At 59.6% G+C, this 17,653-nt stretch carries 19 protein-coding genes and 1 pseudogene; all 20 read right to left on the bottom strand.

Features of this window, described 5'->3' with window-relative positions; genetic code table 11:
• Positions 1–83 precede the first annotated feature (83 nt).
• Positions 84–875, bottom strand: coding sequence for an amidohydrolase (locus AC1DVH_RS16380; protein ID WP_477754691.1), 792 nt, complete (start codon positions 873–875; stop codon positions 84–86).
• On the bottom strand, positions 863–2,011 hold the full coding sequence (locus AC1DVH_RS16385) for a pyridoxal phosphate-dependent aminotransferase (RefSeq protein ID WP_477754692.1): 1,149 nt from the start codon (positions 2,009–2,011) through the stop codon (positions 863–865). Before AC1DVH_RS16385 ends, AC1DVH_RS16380 begins: the two co-directional genes overlap by 13 nt.
• Positions 2,012–2,233: 222 nt before the next feature.
• A complete protein-coding gene (gene der, locus AC1DVH_RS16390; protein WP_218429453.1) occupies positions 2,234–3,703 on the bottom strand; it encodes a ribosome biogenesis GTPase Der in 1,470 nt (489 codons plus the stop codon).
• 221 nt (positions 3,704–3,924) lie between these two features.
• Positions 3,925–5,076, bottom strand: a complete 1,152-nt coding sequence (bamB, locus tag AC1DVH_RS16395) for an outer membrane protein assembly factor BamB (protein ID WP_477754693.1) — start codon at positions 5,074–5,076, stop codon at positions 3,925–3,927.
• Complete coding sequence (locus AC1DVH_RS16400) at positions 5,069–5,710, bottom strand: YfgM family protein (protein WP_477754694.1); 642 nt, start codon at positions 5,708–5,710, stop codon at positions 5,069–5,071. The genes bamB and AC1DVH_RS16400 overlap by 8 nt, the downstream gene beginning before the upstream one ends.
• A 41-nt stretch (positions 5,711–5,751) precedes the next feature.
• On the bottom strand, positions 5,752–7,041 hold the full coding sequence (gene hisS, locus AC1DVH_RS16405) for a histidine--tRNA ligase (protein ID WP_477754695.1): 1,290 nt from the start codon (positions 7,039–7,041) through the stop codon (positions 5,752–5,754).
• Between the two features lie 37 nt (positions 7,042–7,078).
• Positions 7,079–8,188 (bottom strand): flavodoxin-dependent (E)-4-hydroxy-3-methylbut-2-enyl-diphosphate synthase, encoded by a 1,110-nt coding sequence (gene ispG / locus AC1DVH_RS16410; RefSeq protein ID WP_003185136.1) that lies wholly within the window; start codon positions 8,186–8,188, stop codon positions 7,079–7,081.
• A 3-nt stretch (positions 8,189–8,191) separates the two neighbouring features.
• Positions 8,192–9,199: a RodZ domain-containing protein gene (locus tag AC1DVH_RS16415; RefSeq protein ID WP_477754696.1), complete on the bottom strand. Its 1,008-nt coding sequence runs from the start codon at positions 9,197–9,199 to the stop codon at positions 8,192–8,194.
• Positions 9,199–9,957, bottom strand: a complete 759-nt coding sequence (gene pilW / locus AC1DVH_RS16420; RefSeq protein WP_477754697.1) for a type IV pilus biogenesis/stability protein PilW — start codon at positions 9,955–9,957, stop codon at positions 9,199–9,201. The genes AC1DVH_RS16415 and pilW overlap by 1 nt, the downstream gene beginning before the upstream one ends.
• A gap of 16 nt (positions 9,958–9,973) precedes the next feature.
• Positions 9,974–11,116, bottom strand: a complete 1,143-nt coding sequence (rlmN, locus tag AC1DVH_RS16425) for a dual-specificity RNA methyltransferase RlmN (RefSeq protein WP_477754698.1) — start codon at positions 11,114–11,116, stop codon at positions 9,974–9,976.
• 28 nt (positions 11,117–11,144) lie between these two features.
• Positions 11,145–11,570, bottom strand: coding sequence for a nucleoside-diphosphate kinase (gene ndk / locus AC1DVH_RS16430; protein ID WP_007903599.1), 426 nt, complete (start codon positions 11,568–11,570; stop codon positions 11,145–11,147).
• A gap of 92 nt (positions 11,571–11,662) precedes the next feature.
• Positions 11,663–11,863 carry a Fe-S cluster assembly protein IscX gene (iscX, locus tag AC1DVH_RS16435; protein WP_477754699.1) on the bottom strand — a complete coding sequence of 67 codons (201 nt, stop codon included), beginning with the start codon at positions 11,861–11,863 and terminating at the stop codon, positions 11,663–11,665.
• A 14-nt stretch (positions 11,864–11,877) separates the two neighbouring features.
• Positions 11,878–12,219, bottom strand: coding sequence for an ISC system 2Fe-2S type ferredoxin (gene fdx, locus AC1DVH_RS16440; RefSeq protein WP_108228044.1), 342 nt, complete (start codon positions 12,217–12,219; stop codon positions 11,878–11,880).
• Positions 12,220–12,221: 2 nt separating this feature from the next.
• Complete coding sequence (hscA, locus tag AC1DVH_RS16445; RefSeq protein ID WP_477754700.1) at positions 12,222–14,084, bottom strand: Fe-S protein assembly chaperone HscA; 1,863 nt, start codon at positions 14,082–14,084, stop codon at positions 12,222–12,224.
• 51 nt (positions 14,085–14,135) lie between these two features.
• Positions 14,136–14,657: a co-chaperone HscB gene (hscB, locus tag AC1DVH_RS16450; RefSeq protein ID WP_477754701.1), complete on the bottom strand. Its 522-nt coding sequence runs from the start codon at positions 14,655–14,657 to the stop codon at positions 14,136–14,138.
• Positions 14,658–14,665: 8 nt separating this feature from the next.
• The gene (gene iscA, locus AC1DVH_RS16455) at positions 14,666–14,989 is read right to left on the bottom strand and encodes an iron-sulfur cluster assembly protein IscA (protein ID WP_003227904.1); all 324 of its coding nucleotides are present in this window, start codon (positions 14,987–14,989) and stop codon (positions 14,666–14,668) included.
• Between the two features lie 34 nt (positions 14,990–15,023).
• Positions 15,024–15,410, bottom strand: a complete 387-nt coding sequence (gene iscU / locus AC1DVH_RS16460; RefSeq protein ID WP_007974006.1) for a Fe-S cluster assembly scaffold IscU — start codon at positions 15,408–15,410, stop codon at positions 15,024–15,026.
• Between the two features lie 101 nt (positions 15,411–15,511).
• Entirely contained in the window at positions 15,512–16,726 is a 1,215-nt protein-coding gene (locus AC1DVH_RS16465; RefSeq protein ID WP_477754702.1) for an IscS subfamily cysteine desulfurase, read from the bottom strand.
• Between the two features lie 50 nt (positions 16,727–16,776).
• Positions 16,777–17,268 (bottom strand): Fe-S cluster assembly transcriptional regulator IscR, encoded by a 492-nt coding sequence (iscR, locus tag AC1DVH_RS16470; protein WP_003227911.1) that lies wholly within the window; start codon positions 17,266–17,268, stop codon positions 16,777–16,779.
• A gap of 238 nt (positions 17,269–17,506) precedes the next feature.
• A pseudogene (locus AC1DVH_RS16475) lies at positions 17,507–17,653 on the bottom strand (serine O-acetyltransferase); the annotation flags it as partial.

The raw sequence follows: 17,653 nt of genomic DNA on the forward strand, positions 1-17,653 counted from the left end.
CGCTCCCACAGTGACCGCGTTCACACCGATCAAATGTGGGAGCGAGCTTGCTCGCGATGAGGCCCTGTCAGACAGTAAAGATCTCAGGTGAACTCGAAGGTATCGGCATCCAGATTCGCCGGAAACCGCGTGCGATACGCCGCCAGCTCCACCGCATCCAAAGTCACCTTGAACACCCCATCAGCCTCTCCCGCACTGAGCAACGTCTCACCCTGGAAATCCAGCACCTGGCTGTCACCGGTGTACGCGAAGCCTTTGCCATCCGTGCCAATGCGGTTCACTGCTGCCACATAGCACAGGTTCTCGATCGCCCGCGCCGGCAGCAGGCGGTTCCAGTGCTGGCGCCGTGCTCCTGGCCAGTTGGCGGTGTACAGCAGCAGATCAGTGTCCTGGGCGTCACGACTCCACACCGGGAAACGCAAGTCGTAGCAAATCAGCGGTCGCACGCGCCAGCCCTTGAGCTCGAACTGCACCTGGCGCTCGCCGGGGGTGTAGTGGTTGTGCTCGCCGGCCATGCGGAACAGATGACGCTTGTCGTAATGCAGCACCTCACCGTCCGGTCGCGCCCACAGAAGGCGATTGCGATGGCTGCCATCGGCTGCCTGAACGATCACGCTGCCGGTAATCACCGCATCAAGTTTCGCCGCCTGAGCCCGCAGCCATTTGCTGGTCGGACCATTTTCCGCTTCAGCGAGGGTTTCGGACTCCATGGAAAAACCGGTGGTGAACATCTCCGGCAGGATGATCAGGTCAGCGCCACGAGCCTGCTCCAGCAATGGCTCGAAATGCTCCAGATTGGCCTGACGGTCGTGCCAGGCCAGGGACGTCTGGATCAGCGCCACGTTCAGATTGGGCAATGCACTCAGATCACGCATAGTTTTTCCGCTGCTTCCCGCAGGGTCTCCTCACGCTTGGCAAAGCACAGCCGCACCAGGCGCTGGCCGACCGGTGGCGCCTGGTAGAACACCGAGATCGGGATACTGGCCACGCCATGCTCGCGCGTCATCCACAGGGCCATCTCGACGTCATTGAGGTCCGGGCGGATCTGCGAGTAATCGACCAACTGGAAATAGGTGCCGGTCACCCGGGTGAAACTGAAACGCGACGGCGCCAGCAGATCACAGAACAAATCGCGCTTGGCCTGATAAAAACCCGGCAGCTCTTCGACGTGTTCCGGGTGTTCGGCCATGAAGTCGGCCAAGGCATATTGCAGCGGCGTCACACCACAAAAATTCACGTACTGGTGCACCTTACGCAATTCCGCCGTCAGGGCCGGTGGTGCGACCACATAGCCGGTTTTCCAGCCTGTGACGTGGTAGGTCTTGCCGAACGAACTGACCACGAATGCGCGCTGATACAGCTCCTCATGGGCCAGCACGCTGACGTGGGGCACACCGTCGAACACCAGGTGCTCGTAGACTTCGTCGCTGATCACATAAATGTCGCGATCGCGGATCAAGGCTGCCAACTGGTCGAGTTCGGCACGGCTGATCAACGCACCACTCGGGTTGTGCGGGGTGTTGAGAATGATCATCCGCGTGCGCGGGCTCAGTGCCTGGGCAAGCTTCTCGAAGTCGATACTGAAGTCGTTCAGGCCCAGTTGCACATGCACGCAACGACCGCCGGCCAGCTCTACCGAAGGCTCGTAGCTGTCGTAGGCCGGGTCAAACACAATGACTTCGTCACCGCTGTGGATAACCGCCTGAATGGCACAGAAAATCGCCTCGGTCGCGCCGGGGGTGACCGTCACTTCAGTATCCACATCCACCTGCGCGCCATAACTGCGGGCGATCTTCGCCGCGATCTGCTGACGCAACACCGGCAGCCCGGTCATTGGCGAATATTGGTTATGGCCGCTGGCGATATGCCGGCCGACCGCATCGCACAGGGCCTGCGGGGCCGCGAAATCGGGAAAACCCTGGGACAGATTGAGCGCGCCGGTCTGTGCCGCGAGCTGAGACATCTGAGTGAAGATAGTGATGCCGACATTCGGCAGCTTGCTGGTGATCATCGGTGGTTCCCTGCTCTACACCCGGCTCTACGGCGGCGCGGGGAGTCCGAGGATAGCCCAAACGGCGCCCATAAAAAAAGGGCGCTCTGGTGAGCCCCCTCTTTAAATCCGGTCCTGTAGGAGCTGCCGCAGGCTGCGATCTTTTGATCTTGTCTTTAAAGCAAAATCAAAAGATCGCAGCCTGCGGCAGCTCCTACAAAAGCACGCCCCAGAACGCTCGAATCAGCGCTTGTCGCGGCGCTTCTTGTCGGCTTTCTTGTGGTGCGACATCAAACGACGCTTCTTGTTGACCTGACGGTCGGTGAGCGTGTTCTTGTTGCCTTCGTACGGGTTCTCGCCACCCTTGAACTCGATGCGGATCGGCGTACCGACCAGCTTCAGGACACGACGGTAAGTGTTTTCCAGGTAACGAACGTAAGACTTCGGCACCTTCTCGATCTGATTGCCGTGAATCACGATGATCGGCGGGTTCGCACCACCCAAGTGGGCGTAACGCAGCTTGATCCGGCGGTTGTTGACCATCGGAGGGGCGTGCTCACCGACCGCATCTTCCAGGATCTGGGTCAGGCGGTTGGTCGGCCAGCGGGTTACTGCGGATTTGAACGAGTTCTGTACCGAGGCGTAGAGGTTGCCCACGCCGGTGCCGTGCAGTGCCGAGATAAAGTGAATATCGGCAAACTCGACGAAGAACAGGCGACGCTGCAACTCGATCTTGACGAAGTCGCGCTCGCTCGGCGTCATGCCGTCCCACTTGTTGATCGCGATGACCAATGCACGACCGGCCTCGAGGGCAAAGCCCAGCAGGTTGAGGTCGTGGTCCACCACGCCTTCGCGGGCGTCCATCACGAAGATCACCACGTTGGCGTCTTTGATCGCTTGCAGGGTTTTGACCACGGAGAACTTTTCGACCTCTTCGTGGATCTTGCCGCGCTTGCGCACACCGGCGGTGTCGATYAGCGTGTACTTCTCGTCGTTACGCTCGAACGGGATGTAGATACTGTCACGGGTGGTGCCGGGTTGGTCGTAGACGATTACCCGGTCTTCCCCGAGCATGCGGTTGACCAGGGTCGACTTGCCGACGTTCGGACGGCCGATGATCGCGATCTTGATCCCGTCTTTTTCGCTTGGGCCAGGAATGCGCTTGGCTTCCTCGCCTTCGGCGACGTCTTCTTCCTCGCCTTCTTCCGGCTCTTCTTCGTCTTTCGGGAATTCGCTCAGGGCGATTTCCAGCATCTGAGTAATGCCACGACCATGAGCGCCAGCGATCGGGATCGCGTGTCCCATGCCCAACGGAGCGAATTCGGCGCGGGCCATTTCAGGGTCGATGTTGTCGACCTTGTTGGCAACCACGTAGGAACGCTTGTTACGTTTGCGCAAATGCTCGGCGATCATCTGGTCGGCGGCGGTAAAACCGGCCTTGGCATCTACCAGGAACAGCACGACATCCGCTTCTTCAATGGCCAGCAGCGATTGCTCGGCCATTTTTTCGTCCATACCGTGCTCGTCACCGGAGATACCACCGGTGTCGACCAGAATGTAGGAACGCCCTTGCCACTTGGCCTCACCGTACTGGCGATCACGGGTCAGACCGGACAAGTCGCCGACGATGGCATCACGAGTCCTGGTCAGGCGGTTGAACAAGGTGGACTTGCCGACGTTTGGTCGGCCCACCAAGGCGATTACGGGAACCATGCGGCTCTCCACTTCGTTATTTCAGAAAATACAAAAGCCGCTGCGAGGCAGCGGCTGGTGCTCGGGGCAACACTGTGTAGGAGCGAGCTTGCTCGCGATAAACGCAACAGCACCGCGTTTATTCAGGTAGCAAACGTAATCGTTGGCGTCCATCGCGAGCAAGCTCGCTCCTACAAAAGTGAAGCTGCCTGGGGGTGTTAACCCCAAGCATAGTCAAACCTTTACTTGATGGTCAGGGCTTCCAGTTTGCCGCTGTTGCCATATACATAAATCGTGTCACCCATCACCAGCGGACGGGCACGCAGGCCGTCGCTGTCGATGCGCTCGCGGCCGACGAAACGACCGTCCACCTGACTCAGCAGGTGCAGGTAACCTTCCAGGTCACCGACTGCAACGTAGCTGGAGAACACTTCCGGGGCCGACAGTTGACGACGGGCCAGCGAATCGTTGCTCCACAAGGCTGTGGTGGAACGCTCGTCGACGCCTTCAACGGTGCCCGAAGACAGGCTCACATAAACGGTACCGAAACCCTGGGCGACACCGGCGTAGCTGGAAGCATCACGCTGCCAGAGCTGACGGCCGCTTTGCAGGTCCAGAGCGGCAACGCGCCCCTGATAGCTGGCGACATACAGCGTCTCGCCCGACAGCAGCAAGCCACCGTCGATATCGACCACACGCTCCAGCTCCGAACGACCTTGCGGGATCGCTACGCGCTGTTCCCACACCGGTACGCCGTTGGTGATATCCACGGCAACCACTTTACCGGTCGACAGGCCAGCCACCGCGAGGCGGTTGGTCACGATCGGCGCACTGGTGCCACGCAGGGTCAGTACCGCAGGGGTGCTGTCATAGATCCAGCGACGGTTACCGGTAGAGGCATCCAGGCCGATCAGGCGATCGTCCTGGGTCTGAACCACCACAACGTCACCGTTGTTGGCTGGCGGTGCCAGTACTTCGCTGGACACGCGAGCGCGCCACTTCTCTTCACCGTTGATGGCGTCCAGGGCAACGATTTCACCCTTGAGCGTACCGATGGTGACCAGACCGTAACCTACGCCAACGGCGCCGGAGACAGGCAGCTCGAGATCTTTCTTCCATTTGACGTCGCCGGTGTTGCGGTCCATCGCCATCAACACGCCAGTGACGTCGGCGGCATAGATGGTATCGCCATCGATGGCCGGAACCAGCATGTTGTAGGTTTCGCCCTGACCGTCACCGATCGAACGACTCCACTGCTTGTGCAGAACCACTTCTTCCTTGAAGTCGACCAGTTCGGCCGGAGGCAGTTCTTTTTTGCTGTTGCTGCTGCAACCCGCGGCCAACAAGGCCAGAGCCAGCAATGCTGCATGTTTCCAACGAATCACGTCACGCATCCCCTTTGGCCAGGTCGTCCAGCTTGATTTGCAGGCCACCGACCGCCGCTTCATCCGACAGAGCCGCCTTGGCTTTTTGATACGCCGCGCTCGCCTCATCGGTACGCCCCAACTGCACCAGCAGGTCGCCCTTGAGCTCTTCGCGAGTGGCCAGGAATGCCTTGTCGGCATCGCCGTCGAGCAACTTCAGTGCTTCGTCTGGCTTGTTCTGCGCACCGAGCACCTGGGCCAGACGCTGACGGGCGATTTCGCCCAGCGCCGGGTTGGCCGGCTTGGCGACGATGGCTTTGAGCTCGCTGGCCGCGTCGTCCAGCTTGCCGCTGTCGACCGCAACCTTGGCCACGAACAGGCTGCCGTACTGCGCGTAGGCACTGCCGCCGAACTCGCTGTTGAGCTTGCCGGCCAGGTCCGAAACACGGGCCGCATCAGGCTTGCCATCAGGCGTCAACGTGGTTTCGAGCAATTGCTGATAGAGAATCGAGGCGCCTTGCGACTGATTGCTCTGATACTTGTGGAACGCCTGCCAGCCGAACACGATGACCAGCGCCAACAGGCCGCCAGTGACCAGGGGCTTACCGTTGCGTGACCACCATTCCTTCAATTCCGCCACATGTTCGTCTTCGGTACTCGACACCCCAATACTCCTTAATCGCTAATTCGGCTGTTTAGACAGCTTCAACCCTGCACGACGCAGGTGGCCAGGTGTGCTGCAAGCGCATCCCAGGCAATGCTTTGTTGTTCGCCCTGGCCACGCAGGGGCTTGAAACCTACCACTTGCTGGGCCATTTCGTCGTCACCGAGGATCAGCGCATACAGCGCACCGCTCTTGTCGGCCTTCTTGAACTGGCTTTTGAAACTGCCGGCGCCGGCATTCACTTGCAGGCGCAGGTTGGGCAACTGGTCACGAACGCGCTCCGCCAGGATCAGCCCGGCGAGCTCGGCGGCTTCACCGAAGGCGCAGAGGTAGACGTCGACCTGACGGGAGATCTCTTGCGGGATCTGCTCCAGGGTTTCCAGCAACAGCACCAGGCGTTCGATGCCCATGGCAAAGCCAACGCCGGCGGTCGGCTTGCCGCCCATCTGCTCCACCAGACCGTCGTAACGGCCACCGGCACACACGGTGCCCTGGGCGCCGAGCTTGTCGGTGACCCACTCGAAAACGGTCTTGCTGTAGTAATCCAGCCCGCGAACCAGCTTCGGGTTGATCACGTAAGGAATGCCGGCGGCGTCCAGGCGAGCCTTGAGGCCCTCGAAATGCACGCGGGATTCTTCGTCGAGGTAGTCGGCCATTTTCGGTGCATCGACCAATACCGCCTGGGTGTCGGCATTCTTGGTATCAAGAACCCGCAGCGGGTTGGTCTTCAGGCGGCGCTGGCTGTCTTCGTCCAGCTTGTCCAGATGCCGGGACAGGAACTCGACCAGTGCTTCGCGATAACGACCACGGGATTCGCTGGTGCCCAGGCTGTTGAGCTCGAGCTTGACCGCATCGCGGATGCCCAGTTCGCCCCACAGGCGCCAGGTCAGCACGATCAGCTCGGCGTCGATGTCCGGACCGTCGAGGTTGAACACTTCGACACCGATCTGGTGGAACTGGCGATAACGGCCTTTCTGCGGACGCTCGTGGCGGAACATCGGGCCGATGTACCAGAGTTTCTGCACCTGGCCACCACCGGTGATGCCGTGCTCCAGCACTGCGCGCACACAGGCCGCCGTGCCTTCAGGGCGCAGGGTCAGGGAGTCGCCGTTGCGGTCGTCGAAGGTGTACATCTCTTTTTCGACGATGTCGGTCACTTCACCGATGGAACGCTTGAACAGTTCGGTGAACTCGACGATCGGCATGCGGATCTGCTTGTAACCGTAGTTATCCAGCAGGCGCGAAACGGTGCCTTCGAAATGACGCCACAGGGGGGTCTGCTCGGGCAGGATGTCGTTCATGCCACGAATGGCTTGCAGAGACTTGCTCACTTTAAATCCTTAAATTCGTTCGGCTCTTCAGTCAGGTTCAGCCGCGCGCAATAACGGCAGCGTCAGCTTCGACCTTTTCGGCCGCTTTCTGGCGGATCAAGCGTTCAAGCTCATCCACCAGATTGTCATTCGTCAGTTTCTGCGACGGCTTGCCGTCGATGTAAATCAGGTTCGGCGTACCGCCGGTCAAGCCGATATGGGCTTCCTTGGCTTCGCCCGGGCCGTTGACCACGCAACCGATGACCGCGACATCCAGCGGCACCAGCAAATCTTCGAGGCGCCCTTCCAGCTCGTTCATGGTCTTGACCACATCGAAATTCTGCCGCGAGCAGCTCGGGCAGGCGATGAAGTTGATGCCACGGGAACGCAGGTGCAGGGACTTGAGAATGTCGTAGCCGACTTTCACTTCCTCGACCGGGTCGGCCGCCAGCGAGATGCGGATAGTATCGCCAATCCCTTCGGCGAGCAGCATACCGAGGCCCACGGCAGATTTCACCGTGCCGGAACGCAAACCACCGGCTTCAGTGATGCCCAGGTGCAGCGGCTGGACGATTTCCTTGGCCAGCAGGCGGTAGGCTTCGACGGCCATGAACACGTCGGACGCTTTCACGCTGACCTTGAAATCCTGGAAGTTCAGGCGTTCAAGGTGCTCGACGTGACGCAAGGCAGACTCGACCAGCGCAGCCGGGGTCGGCTCGCCGTATTTCTTTTGCAGGTCTTTTTCCAGGGAGCCGGCGTTCACACCGATACGGATCGGGATCCCGCGGTCACGGGCGGCATCCACCACCGCACGCACGCGGTCTTCGCGACCGATGTTGCCCGGGTTGATCCGCAGGCAATCGACACCCAGTTCGGCTACGCGCAAAGCGATCCGGTAATCGAAGTGAATGTCGGCAACCAGGGGCACCTTGACCAGCTGCTTGATCTTGCCGAAGGCTTCGGCAGCGTCCATGTCCGGTACGGAGACCCGCACGATATCGACGCCGGCCGCTTCCAGGCGATTGATTTGCGCGACAGTGGCCGCGACATCGTTGGTGTCGCTGTTGGTCATGCTCTGCACAGCGATAGGTGCATCGCCGCCAACAGGCACGTTACCGACCCAGATCTTGCGGGATTCGCGACGTTTGATTGGAGATTCGCCGTGCATGACTTATTGACCCAACTTCAGGCGAGCAGTCTCGCCACTGGTGAACGGAGCGACATCAACCGGCTGGCCGTTGTAGCTGACCTGAGCGCCGCGGGCAAAGCCCAGACGCACGGTAAACGGTGGTTTACCATTGACTGCCAGGCCGGCGCCTTTGCGCTTGAGACCGCTGAACAGTACCTTGCCACTACCGTCGGTCACTTGTGTCCAGCAATCGGCGGTGAACTGCACCTGAACCTGGCCTTGACCGGCCACTGGCGCGGTTACCGCTGGAGCAGGAGCGCTCGGGGCTGCCGGAACAGTCGCGACCGGGGCAGCAGGCGCTGCCGGGGCGGGAGTTGACGGAGTCGCTGGTGCTGCGACAACTGGCGCTGAATTGTGAGCAGGCGCGGCTGGAGTGGCCTGCACCGCCGGTGCAGTCGCCTGAGCTTCTGCCGGAGTGTCGGCCTGTGGCAGTGCGAGGACGGTTCCGCCTTCGGTCTGACCTTCCACGACAGCCTGGTCTTCCGGCTCGTCCAGTGGATGAATCTGCGTAGTACCGTCGGCGCCTTCGACTTCAACGTGTTCCGGAACCAGCCCGATCAGGTCCTTGGTACGCATCGAGGTCTGATCCTGCCACCAGACGAAACCGCCACCGATCACCGCGATCAGCAACAGCAGGCTGACGATTCGCAGGATGGTGTGGGAGACCCGGACCGGTTCTTCGATACGACCCAGACTGTGAACACTGCTGCCCTGGGAGTCGGTACCGGTGGATTGATCGAATTGCTGGACCAGTACGGCCTGGTCCATGCCGAGCAATTTGGCATAGGCGCGAATGTAACCACGGGCAAAAGTATGCCCGGGCAGCTTGTCGAAAGCGCCGGCTTCCAGATTGCTCAAGGAAGTGGGGGTGAGGTTGAGCTTGAGGGCCACTTCGGCCAGCGACCAGCCATTGCTTTCGCGGGCCTGGCGCAAAGTCTCACCGGGGTTTACGCGATTCGCTGCTACAACTTCGGGATGCGCCGCTTTCATCATTGCTCCGACAGGTATTGCTGATATTCCGGTGTACCGGGATAGAGTCTTTTTAGTTGCAGGCCGGCACTTGCGGCCTTGTCGCGGTCGTCAAACACTTTTGCCAGCCGAACGCCGAGCAATAGACTACGTGCATTTTGTTCAGTGAGCTGGCTAAAACGGTCGTAATAGTCACGCGCGGGCACATAATGCCTGTCTTCGTAAGACAACTCAGCCATTTCCAGCAATGCACGAGGTTGTTGGCGGTTCAGGCGCAGGGCTTTTTCCAGTTGCTGCTGGGCCAAATCGCGCTGACCGAGCATCGCAGCGGTCATGCCCAGGTTCTCGAACACCCGCGAACGCTCAGGATACAGGGTATCGGCTGCGGCTTGTTCAAAGCGCTCGTAGGCTTCCTTGTAACGCTTCTGCTCGAACAGAAAACTGCCGTAATTATTGAGGATTCGCGCATCGGCGGGACGGGAAGACAGCGCCTTGCGGAAATGCTCATCGGCAAGTTCCGGTTCCATCTCGGCCTGGAACACCAGCCCCAGCGCCGCGTTGGCATCAGGGTCGGAGCCATCCAGTTCCAGCGCTTTTTTCAACGGGACCTTGGCGCGCTCGGTCATCCCCTGCTGCAAATACCCGATACCCAGCTGAACGTACGCCTCACGCGCTTCATCGCGGCCCTTGCTGGTCTTCATCGGGCTGTAGTCGCCCGAAAGCACGCAGCCAGCACACAGGCTGGCCAACAGCAAAAGCAGCGCAAAGCGCAGGGACATAGAGTTCCTCTCTTGGTTATTTCGCGGCGTCTTGCGCTACATCGTTGTCGGCGTTGAGTTCACGCACGGCGATATAACGTTCGCTGCGACGGGTGCGATCCAGCACCTGCCCTACCAATTGACCACAGGCGGCGTCGATGTCCTCACCACGGGTGGTGCGGACGGTGACATTGAAACCTGCATGGTGAAGCTGATCCTGAAAACGACGAATCGCATTATTGCTCGGACGCTCGTAACCGGAATGCGGGAACGGGTTGAACGGGATCAGGTTGATCTTGCACGGGATGTTCTTGAGCAGCTCGATCATTTCCACCGCGTGCTCGACCTTGTCATTGATATCTTTGAGCAAGGTGTACTCGATGGTCAGCACGCGCTTTTCGCCGAGATTCGACATGTAGCGCTGGCACGACTCGAGCAGCATCTTAAGCGGATACTTCTTGTTGATCGGCACCAATTGGTTACGCAATGCGTCATTCGGTGCGTGCAGGGACAACGCCAGGGAGACGTCGATGTGCTTGGAGAGCTCATCGATCATCGGCACCACGCCGGAGGTCGACAGGGTCACACGGCGCTTGGAAATGCCGTAGCCCAGGTCGTCCATCATCAAATGCATGGCCGCGACGACGTTGTCGAAGTTCAGCAGCGGCTCACCCATGCCCATCATCACCACGTTGGTGATGGCACGGTCGACGGTTGCCGGGACGCTGCCAAAGGATTTGTTGGCAATCCACACCTGACCGATGACTTCGGCGGCGGTGAGGTTGCTGTTGAAGCCTTGCTTGCCGGTGGAGCAGAAACTGCAATCCAGGGCACAGCCTGCCTGGGACGAAACGCACAAGGTGCCGCGCTTGCCCTGGGGAATGTACACGGTCTCGACGCAGCTGCCGGACGCCACGCGCACCACCCATTTACGGGTGCCGTCGGTGGAAATGTCCTCGCTGACCACTTCAGGACCGCGAACTTCAGCAATCACCTTGAGCTTGTCGCGCAAGGCCTTGCTGACGTTCGTCATGGCGTCGAAATCATCGACGCCAAGGTGGTGAATCCATTTCATTACCTGACCGGCACGGAAACGCTTCTCCCCGATTGAGTCGAAGAATTTTTCCATTTCCTGTTGAGTCAGACCCAGCAGGTTGGTTTTTACAGTCGATGTAGTCATGGATTCACCTTCACTCTTAAGCCAATGCTTAGCGAGTGGTTACTTCAGTAGCTGCGAAGAAGTACGAGATTTCGCGAGCGGCAGCGGCTTCGGAGTCCGAACCGTGCACAGCGTTGGCGTCGATGGAATCAGCGAAGTCAGCGCGGATGGTGCCGGCAGCAGCTTCTTTAGGGTTGGTAGCGCCCATCAGCTCACGGTTCAGAGCGATAGCGTTTTCGCCTTCCAGAACCTGAACGACAACCGGACCGGAGATCATGAAAGCAACCAGGTCGTTGAAGAAACCACGAGCGCTGTGCTCAGCGTAGAAGCCTTCAGCTTCAGCTTTGGACAGTTGCTTCAGTTTCGAAGCTACAACGCGCAGGCCAGCTTTTTCGAAACGAGTGGTGATCTCGCCGATAACGTTTTTTGCAACAGCGTCAGGCTTGATGATGGAGAAAGTACGTTGAACAGCCATGGTGTAACTCCAGAAACGGTAATTTACGAAAAATTAAACCCGCGAATTATACGCGGGTTCTTGGGTATTGCCTAACTGCGTACGGTACAGACTCAGTCTGCTTCTTCGATCCAGGCGGCCTGAATGGCTTCAAGCACCTTCTCGCCACCGCGGGTCGGATCATCGCTGAACTCCGGCAATGCCAGCACCCATTGGTGCAGATCGACGAAATTCACGTAACGCGGATCCACATCGGACTTGCTTTCAGCCAGCTGGATCGCAATTTCCAGAACATCAGTCCACTTGAGACTCATGACAGCTCCTTGAATCAGTGCGGCGCTTCGGCTGCGTGGTTGACCGAGTACTTCGGAATTTCGACGGTCAGGTCTTCAGTCCCGACTTTCGCCTGACAGCCCAGACGCGACTGAGCCTCCAGCCCCCAGGCCCTATCAAGATAGTCTTCCTCCAGCTCGTCGGCCTCTTCCAGCGAATCGAAACCCTCGCGGATGATGCAGTGGCAAGTGGTGCAGGCGCAGACACCGCCACAGGCACTTTCCATCTCGATATGGTGCTCATGGGCCAGCTCGAGGATGGACGTACCGGTCTCAGCCTCTACAACCATGCCTTCAGGGCAGAACTTCTCGTGTGGCAGAAAAATGACCTGCGGCATCGTTATTCCTCAATCTCATTCAGGTTGCGCCCCGCCAGCGCGGCTTTCACCGTCGAGTCCAGGCGGCGGGCAGCAAAGGCGTCGGTCACTTGCGACAGACGCTTGGTCTGCTGCTCGATAGCATAACCATCGGTACCTTTCATCAGTTCGGTCAGTTCCTGCACCTGCATGTCGATGACCAGGCGCTCTTCGGCGTCGAGCAAGCGCTCGCCATCCGCCTCCAGAGCAGCCTGCACCGCCTCGATCAGGCGCTGGGCGTCGACCTGCTGCTCGCGCAATACGCGGGCAACCTTGTCGTCATTGGCGTGCTGGAACGAATCCTTGAGCATTTTGGCGATTTCGCCGTCGGTCAGACCGTAGGACGGCTTGACCTGGATGCTGGCCTCGACGCCCGAACCCAGTTCGCGGGCGGAAACACTGAGCAGACCGTCGGCATCGACCTGGAAGGTCACGCGAATCTTCGCCGCGCCAGCCACCATCGCCGGAATCCCGCGCAACTCGAAGCGTGCCAGGGAGCGGCAGTCGCTGATCAGCTCACGCTCGCCCTGCAATACGTGGATGGCCATGGCCGACTGGCCGTCTTTATAAGTGGTGAAGTCCTGGGCGCGGGCGACAGGGATGGTGGTGTTGCGCGGAATCACCTTCTCCATCAGGCCGCCCATGGTTTCCAGCCCCAGGGACAACGGAATCACGTCGAGCAGCAGCAATTCGCTGCCATCACGCTTGTTACCGGCCAACGTATCGGCCTGGATCGCAGCGCCAATCGCTACCACTTGATCCGGATCGATTTCTGTCAGCGGCTCACGGCCGAAGGCTTCGGCGACGGCGTCACGAACGCGAGGAACGCGAGTCGAACCACCCACCATGACCACGGCATGCACGTCTTCCAGCTCGATACCGGAATCACGAACAGCGCGGCGGCAGGCCTTCAGGCTGCGGGCAACCATCGGCTCGATCAGCGCATTGAAGGCTTCACGAGTGAGTTCAGCCTTCCAGTCGCCATAAGCGACTTCGACGCTCGCAGAGTTGGTCAGCGCTTCTTTTGCCGCACAAGCAGTCTGCAGCAGGTTGCGTTGCACGCCCGGGTCGAGATCGGCGGACAGGCCAGCGCTCTCGATGATCCAGCCAGCGATCGCGTGGTCAAAGTCGTCGCCGCCCAGGGCGCTGTCGCCGCCGGTAGCCAGGACTTCGAAGACACCGCCGGTCAGGCGCAGAATCGAAATATCGAAGGTGCCGCCGCCCAGGTCATAAATCGCGACCAGGCCTTCGGCGTGCTGGTCCAGACCGTAAGCCACGGCTGCCGCGGTCGGCTCATTGAGCAAGCGCAGCACGTTCAGACCGGCCAGCTTGGCCGCATCCTTGGTGGCTTGACGCTGAGCGTCGTCGAAATAGGCCGGAACGGTGATCACCGCGCCCACCAGTTCGCCGCCCAAGGTCGCTTCGGCGCGTTGACGCAGGACCTTGAGGATATCGGCGGAGACTTCGACCGGGCTTTTCGGGCCCTGGATCGTGTCGATGAACGGCATGTGCGACTCGCCGCCGACAAAGCGGTACGGCAACTGATCGCCCAACTGCTTGACGTCGGACAGACCACGACCCATCAAGCGCTTGACCGACAGCACGGTGTTCAACGGATCGGTGGCGGCGGCCAGCTTGGCGGATTCGCCAACCTCGACGCGATCGGCGTGGTAGCGCACGGCAGACGGCAGGATGACCCGCCCTTCTGCGTCGGCAAGAGGCTCGGAAAGACCACTGCGCAATGCAGCGACCAGCGAATTGGTAGTGCCCAAGTCGATCCCCACAGCCAGACGACGCTGGTGCGGTTGAGGACTTTGGCCGGGTTCGGCGATCTGCAGTAGGGCCATCGTTATCAGGACTTATCTGTATATCAGGCGTGCGACCGGAGCGGCACTGGGTTAATCGTCGAGGCGCTCTTCTAACTGGCGCACTTCGTAGGTGAGCTTGTCGAGAAACTGCATGCGCCGCATCAGGCGCTCGGCCTGTTCACGTTGCGCTGCATCATTCCAGCAAGCCGCGAAGCTTTGGTTCAGTACATCCTGAGCGGTTTTCAAGCGACGCTTGAACGCTGCAACACCGGCCAAATCGGCACTGTCTTGCAGGTCTTCGAGCTCTTCACGCAACTCCATCTGCTGCAGAAGAAACTCCGGATCATGCACCGTGACCTCCAGCGGCAGCTCGCCACCATTCAAGGCGAGCAGGTAACGCGCGCGCTTGGGTGGACTCTTGAGCGTCTGGTAGGCCTCGTTGAGGCTCGCGGATTGCTCTAGCGCCAACCGCTGCTCGCGCTCGGAAGCGTCAGCAAAGCGGTCCGGATGAACGCCGCGCGCCAACTCTCGGTAGCGCGTAGCCAGCTGATCGAGGTCCAGATTGAAACTCGGTTGCAGCTCGAATAAAGCGAAATGACAAGGAGTACCCACGACAAGCCTCAGATGTTGAAGCTTTCGCCGCAGCCACATTCACCGCGCACGTTGGGGTTGTTGAACTTGAAGCCTTCGTTCAACCCTTCCTTGACGAAATCGAGCTCGGTGCCGTCCAGGTAGGCCAGGCTTTTCGGGTCGATGATCACTTTTTCGCCGTGACTTTCGAACACCTGGTCCTCTGCAACCACCTCGTCGACAAACTCCAGCACGTAGGCAAGGCCGGAACAGCCTGTGGTGCGAACACCCAGACGAATCCCTTCACCTTTGCCGCGCCCGTCGAGGGAGCGCCGCACGTGTCGAGCAGCCGCTTCTGTCATGCTGATAGCCATCGGTGACTCCTTACTCGTCGCCAAAACTCGAAAATCAGATCAAGCCTTTCTTCTGCTTGTAATCGCGAACAGCCGCCTTGATGGCGTCTTCAGCGAGTACCGAGCAGTGGATTTTCACTGGCGGCAGGGCCAGTTCTTCAGCCAGCTGGGTGTTCTTGATGGTTTCCGCTTCGTCCAGGGTCTTGCCCTTCATCCACTCGGTGGCGAGGGAGCTGGAAGCGATTGCCGAACCGCAACCGTAGGTCTTGAACTTGGCATCTTCGATGATGCCGGCGTCGTTGACCTTGATCTGCAGGCGCATCACGTCGCCGCACGCCGGAGCGCCGACCATGCCGGTGCCGACATCAGGGTCTTCCGCGTCCATCTTGCCGACGTTGCGCGGGTTTTCGTAGTGGTCGATGACCTTTTCGCTGTAAGCCATGATTCTCAATCCTCACTCATCAGGGCCGCTCTTGAGACCCTGCAGTTGCGCTGCGTGTACCGCCGCGCTGCTACAGGACCTGTATCCGGCGGCTTCTATAGTTAGTGTGCCGCCCACTCGATCTTCGAGATATCGACGCCGTCTTTGTACATGTCCCACAGCGGCGACAGAGCGCGCAGCTTGGTTACGGCCTCGCAGACTTTCTGCGCGGCGTAGTCGATTTCTTCTTCGGTGGTGAAGCGGCCGAAGGTGAAGCGGATCGAGCTGTGTGCCAGTTCGTCGTTGCGGCCCAGGGCCCGCAGTACGTACGAAGGCTCAAGGGACGCCGAGGTGCAGGCCGAACCGGACGAAACCGCCAGATCCTTGAGCGCCATGATCAGCGACTCGCCTTCAACGTAGTTGAAACTCAGGTTCAGGTTGTGCGGAACGCGGGCGGTCATGCTGCCGTTGACGTACAGCTCTTCCAGGTGCTCGACCTGCTWGTAGAAGCGGTCGCTCAACGCCTTGATGCGTGCGTTCTCGGCAGCCATGTCTTCCTTGGCTACGCGGAAAGCTTCGCCCATGCCGACGATCTGGTGGGTCGCCAGGGTGCCGGAACGCATGCCGCGCTCATGACCACCACCGTGCATGGTCGCTTCGATACGTACGCGCGGCTTGCGGCTTACGTACAGGGCGCCGATACCTTTAGGACCGTAGGTCTTGTGGGCGGAGAACGACATCATGTCGACTTTCAGCTTCGAAAGGTCGATCTCGACCTTGCCAGTGGACTGAGCGGCGTCGACGTGGAACAGGATGCCCTTGGAGCGGAGCAGTTCGCCGATCGCTGCGATGTCGTTGACGGTGCCGATTTCGTTATTCACGTGCATGACCGAAACCAGGATGGTGTCGTCGCGCAGTTCGGCTTCGATCATCTCCGGGGTCACCAGGCCATCGGTGCGAGGCTCGATGTAGGTCACTTCGAAGCCTTCACGCTCCAGTTGGCGCATGGTGTCCAGGACAGCCTTGTGCTCAATCTTGGTGGTGATCAGGTGCTTGCCCTTGGTGGCATAGAAATGCGCCGCACCCTTGATTGCCAGGTTGTCGGATTCGGTGGCACCGGAGGTCCAGACGATTTCACGCGGGTCGGCGTTGACCAGGTCAGCGACCTGACGACGGGCGTTTTCGACGGACTCTTCGGCTTTCCAGCCGAACACGTGGGAACGGGACGCCGGGTTACCGAAGTTTCCGTCGACCAGCAGGCATTCACTCATTTTTTGCGCAACACGCGGATCAACCGGGGTGGTCGCAGAGTAATCAAGGTAAATCGGCAATTTCATGGACTATCTCCTAAATCAGGCTGGCTGGCGTGCCGCTAGCTCTTCGGCTGTCATTCGACGGCGGACGCTTCAATCTTGTCCAGGCGTGGCGCCTTGCTGTTGCAACGGCGCTGGTCCTGACGCTGGGCTACTTCTTGCACCTCACGGCGAGTCACAAGGTCAGCCAAGCTGATACCGCTCAGAAATTCGTGAATCTGCAGGCTCAGATCGCACCACAAGTGGTGAGTCAGGCAAGTGTCGCCGGAATGGCAATCACCCTGCCCCTGGCATTTGGTTGCATCGACCGATTCGTTCACCGCATCGATCACCTGGGCGACCTGGATGCCCTGCATGTCGCGGGACAATTGGTAGCCACCGCCCGGACCGCGCACGCTGGACACCAGATTGCTGCGGCGCAATTTGGCGAAAAGCTGTTCGAGGTAGGACAGGGAGATGCCTTGGCGCTCGGAGATATCGGCCAGGGACACGGGCCCGTGCTGCGCGTGCAATGCCAGATCGAGCATGGCGGTCACGGCGTATCGGCCTTTTGTAGTCAGTCGCATGGACAATTACCACGGAGTTCGGAATGAGGCGAGTATGCAATTCCCGAGTATTTAAGTCAACTATAAGACCTAGTGCTTTAGTCAGGTTTACCCGCAAAAGAGCGGCAGCATCATAGCAAAGGCTGGCTGAGAACAGCCAGTAATACCGAGTTATCGTTCATCGCGGGCAAGCTCGCTCCTACAGGGGAACGCATTTCAAATGTAGGAGTGAGCCTGCTCGCGATAAGGTCAACTCGGTCTAGCTAGCCTGACTCTGATCCTTGTCCTTCACACAGGCAAAGTCCTCTTCGCGCAGCTCAGGCAGATCTTTCGCACAGTAATTGCTGCCCAGGTCCTTCAGCGCCCCGCACATCCCCTCCAGGCGCCCATCGACCGCCTGCAAGTG

It is taken from the genome of Pseudomonas sp. P4_C3 (assembly GCF_056402075.1).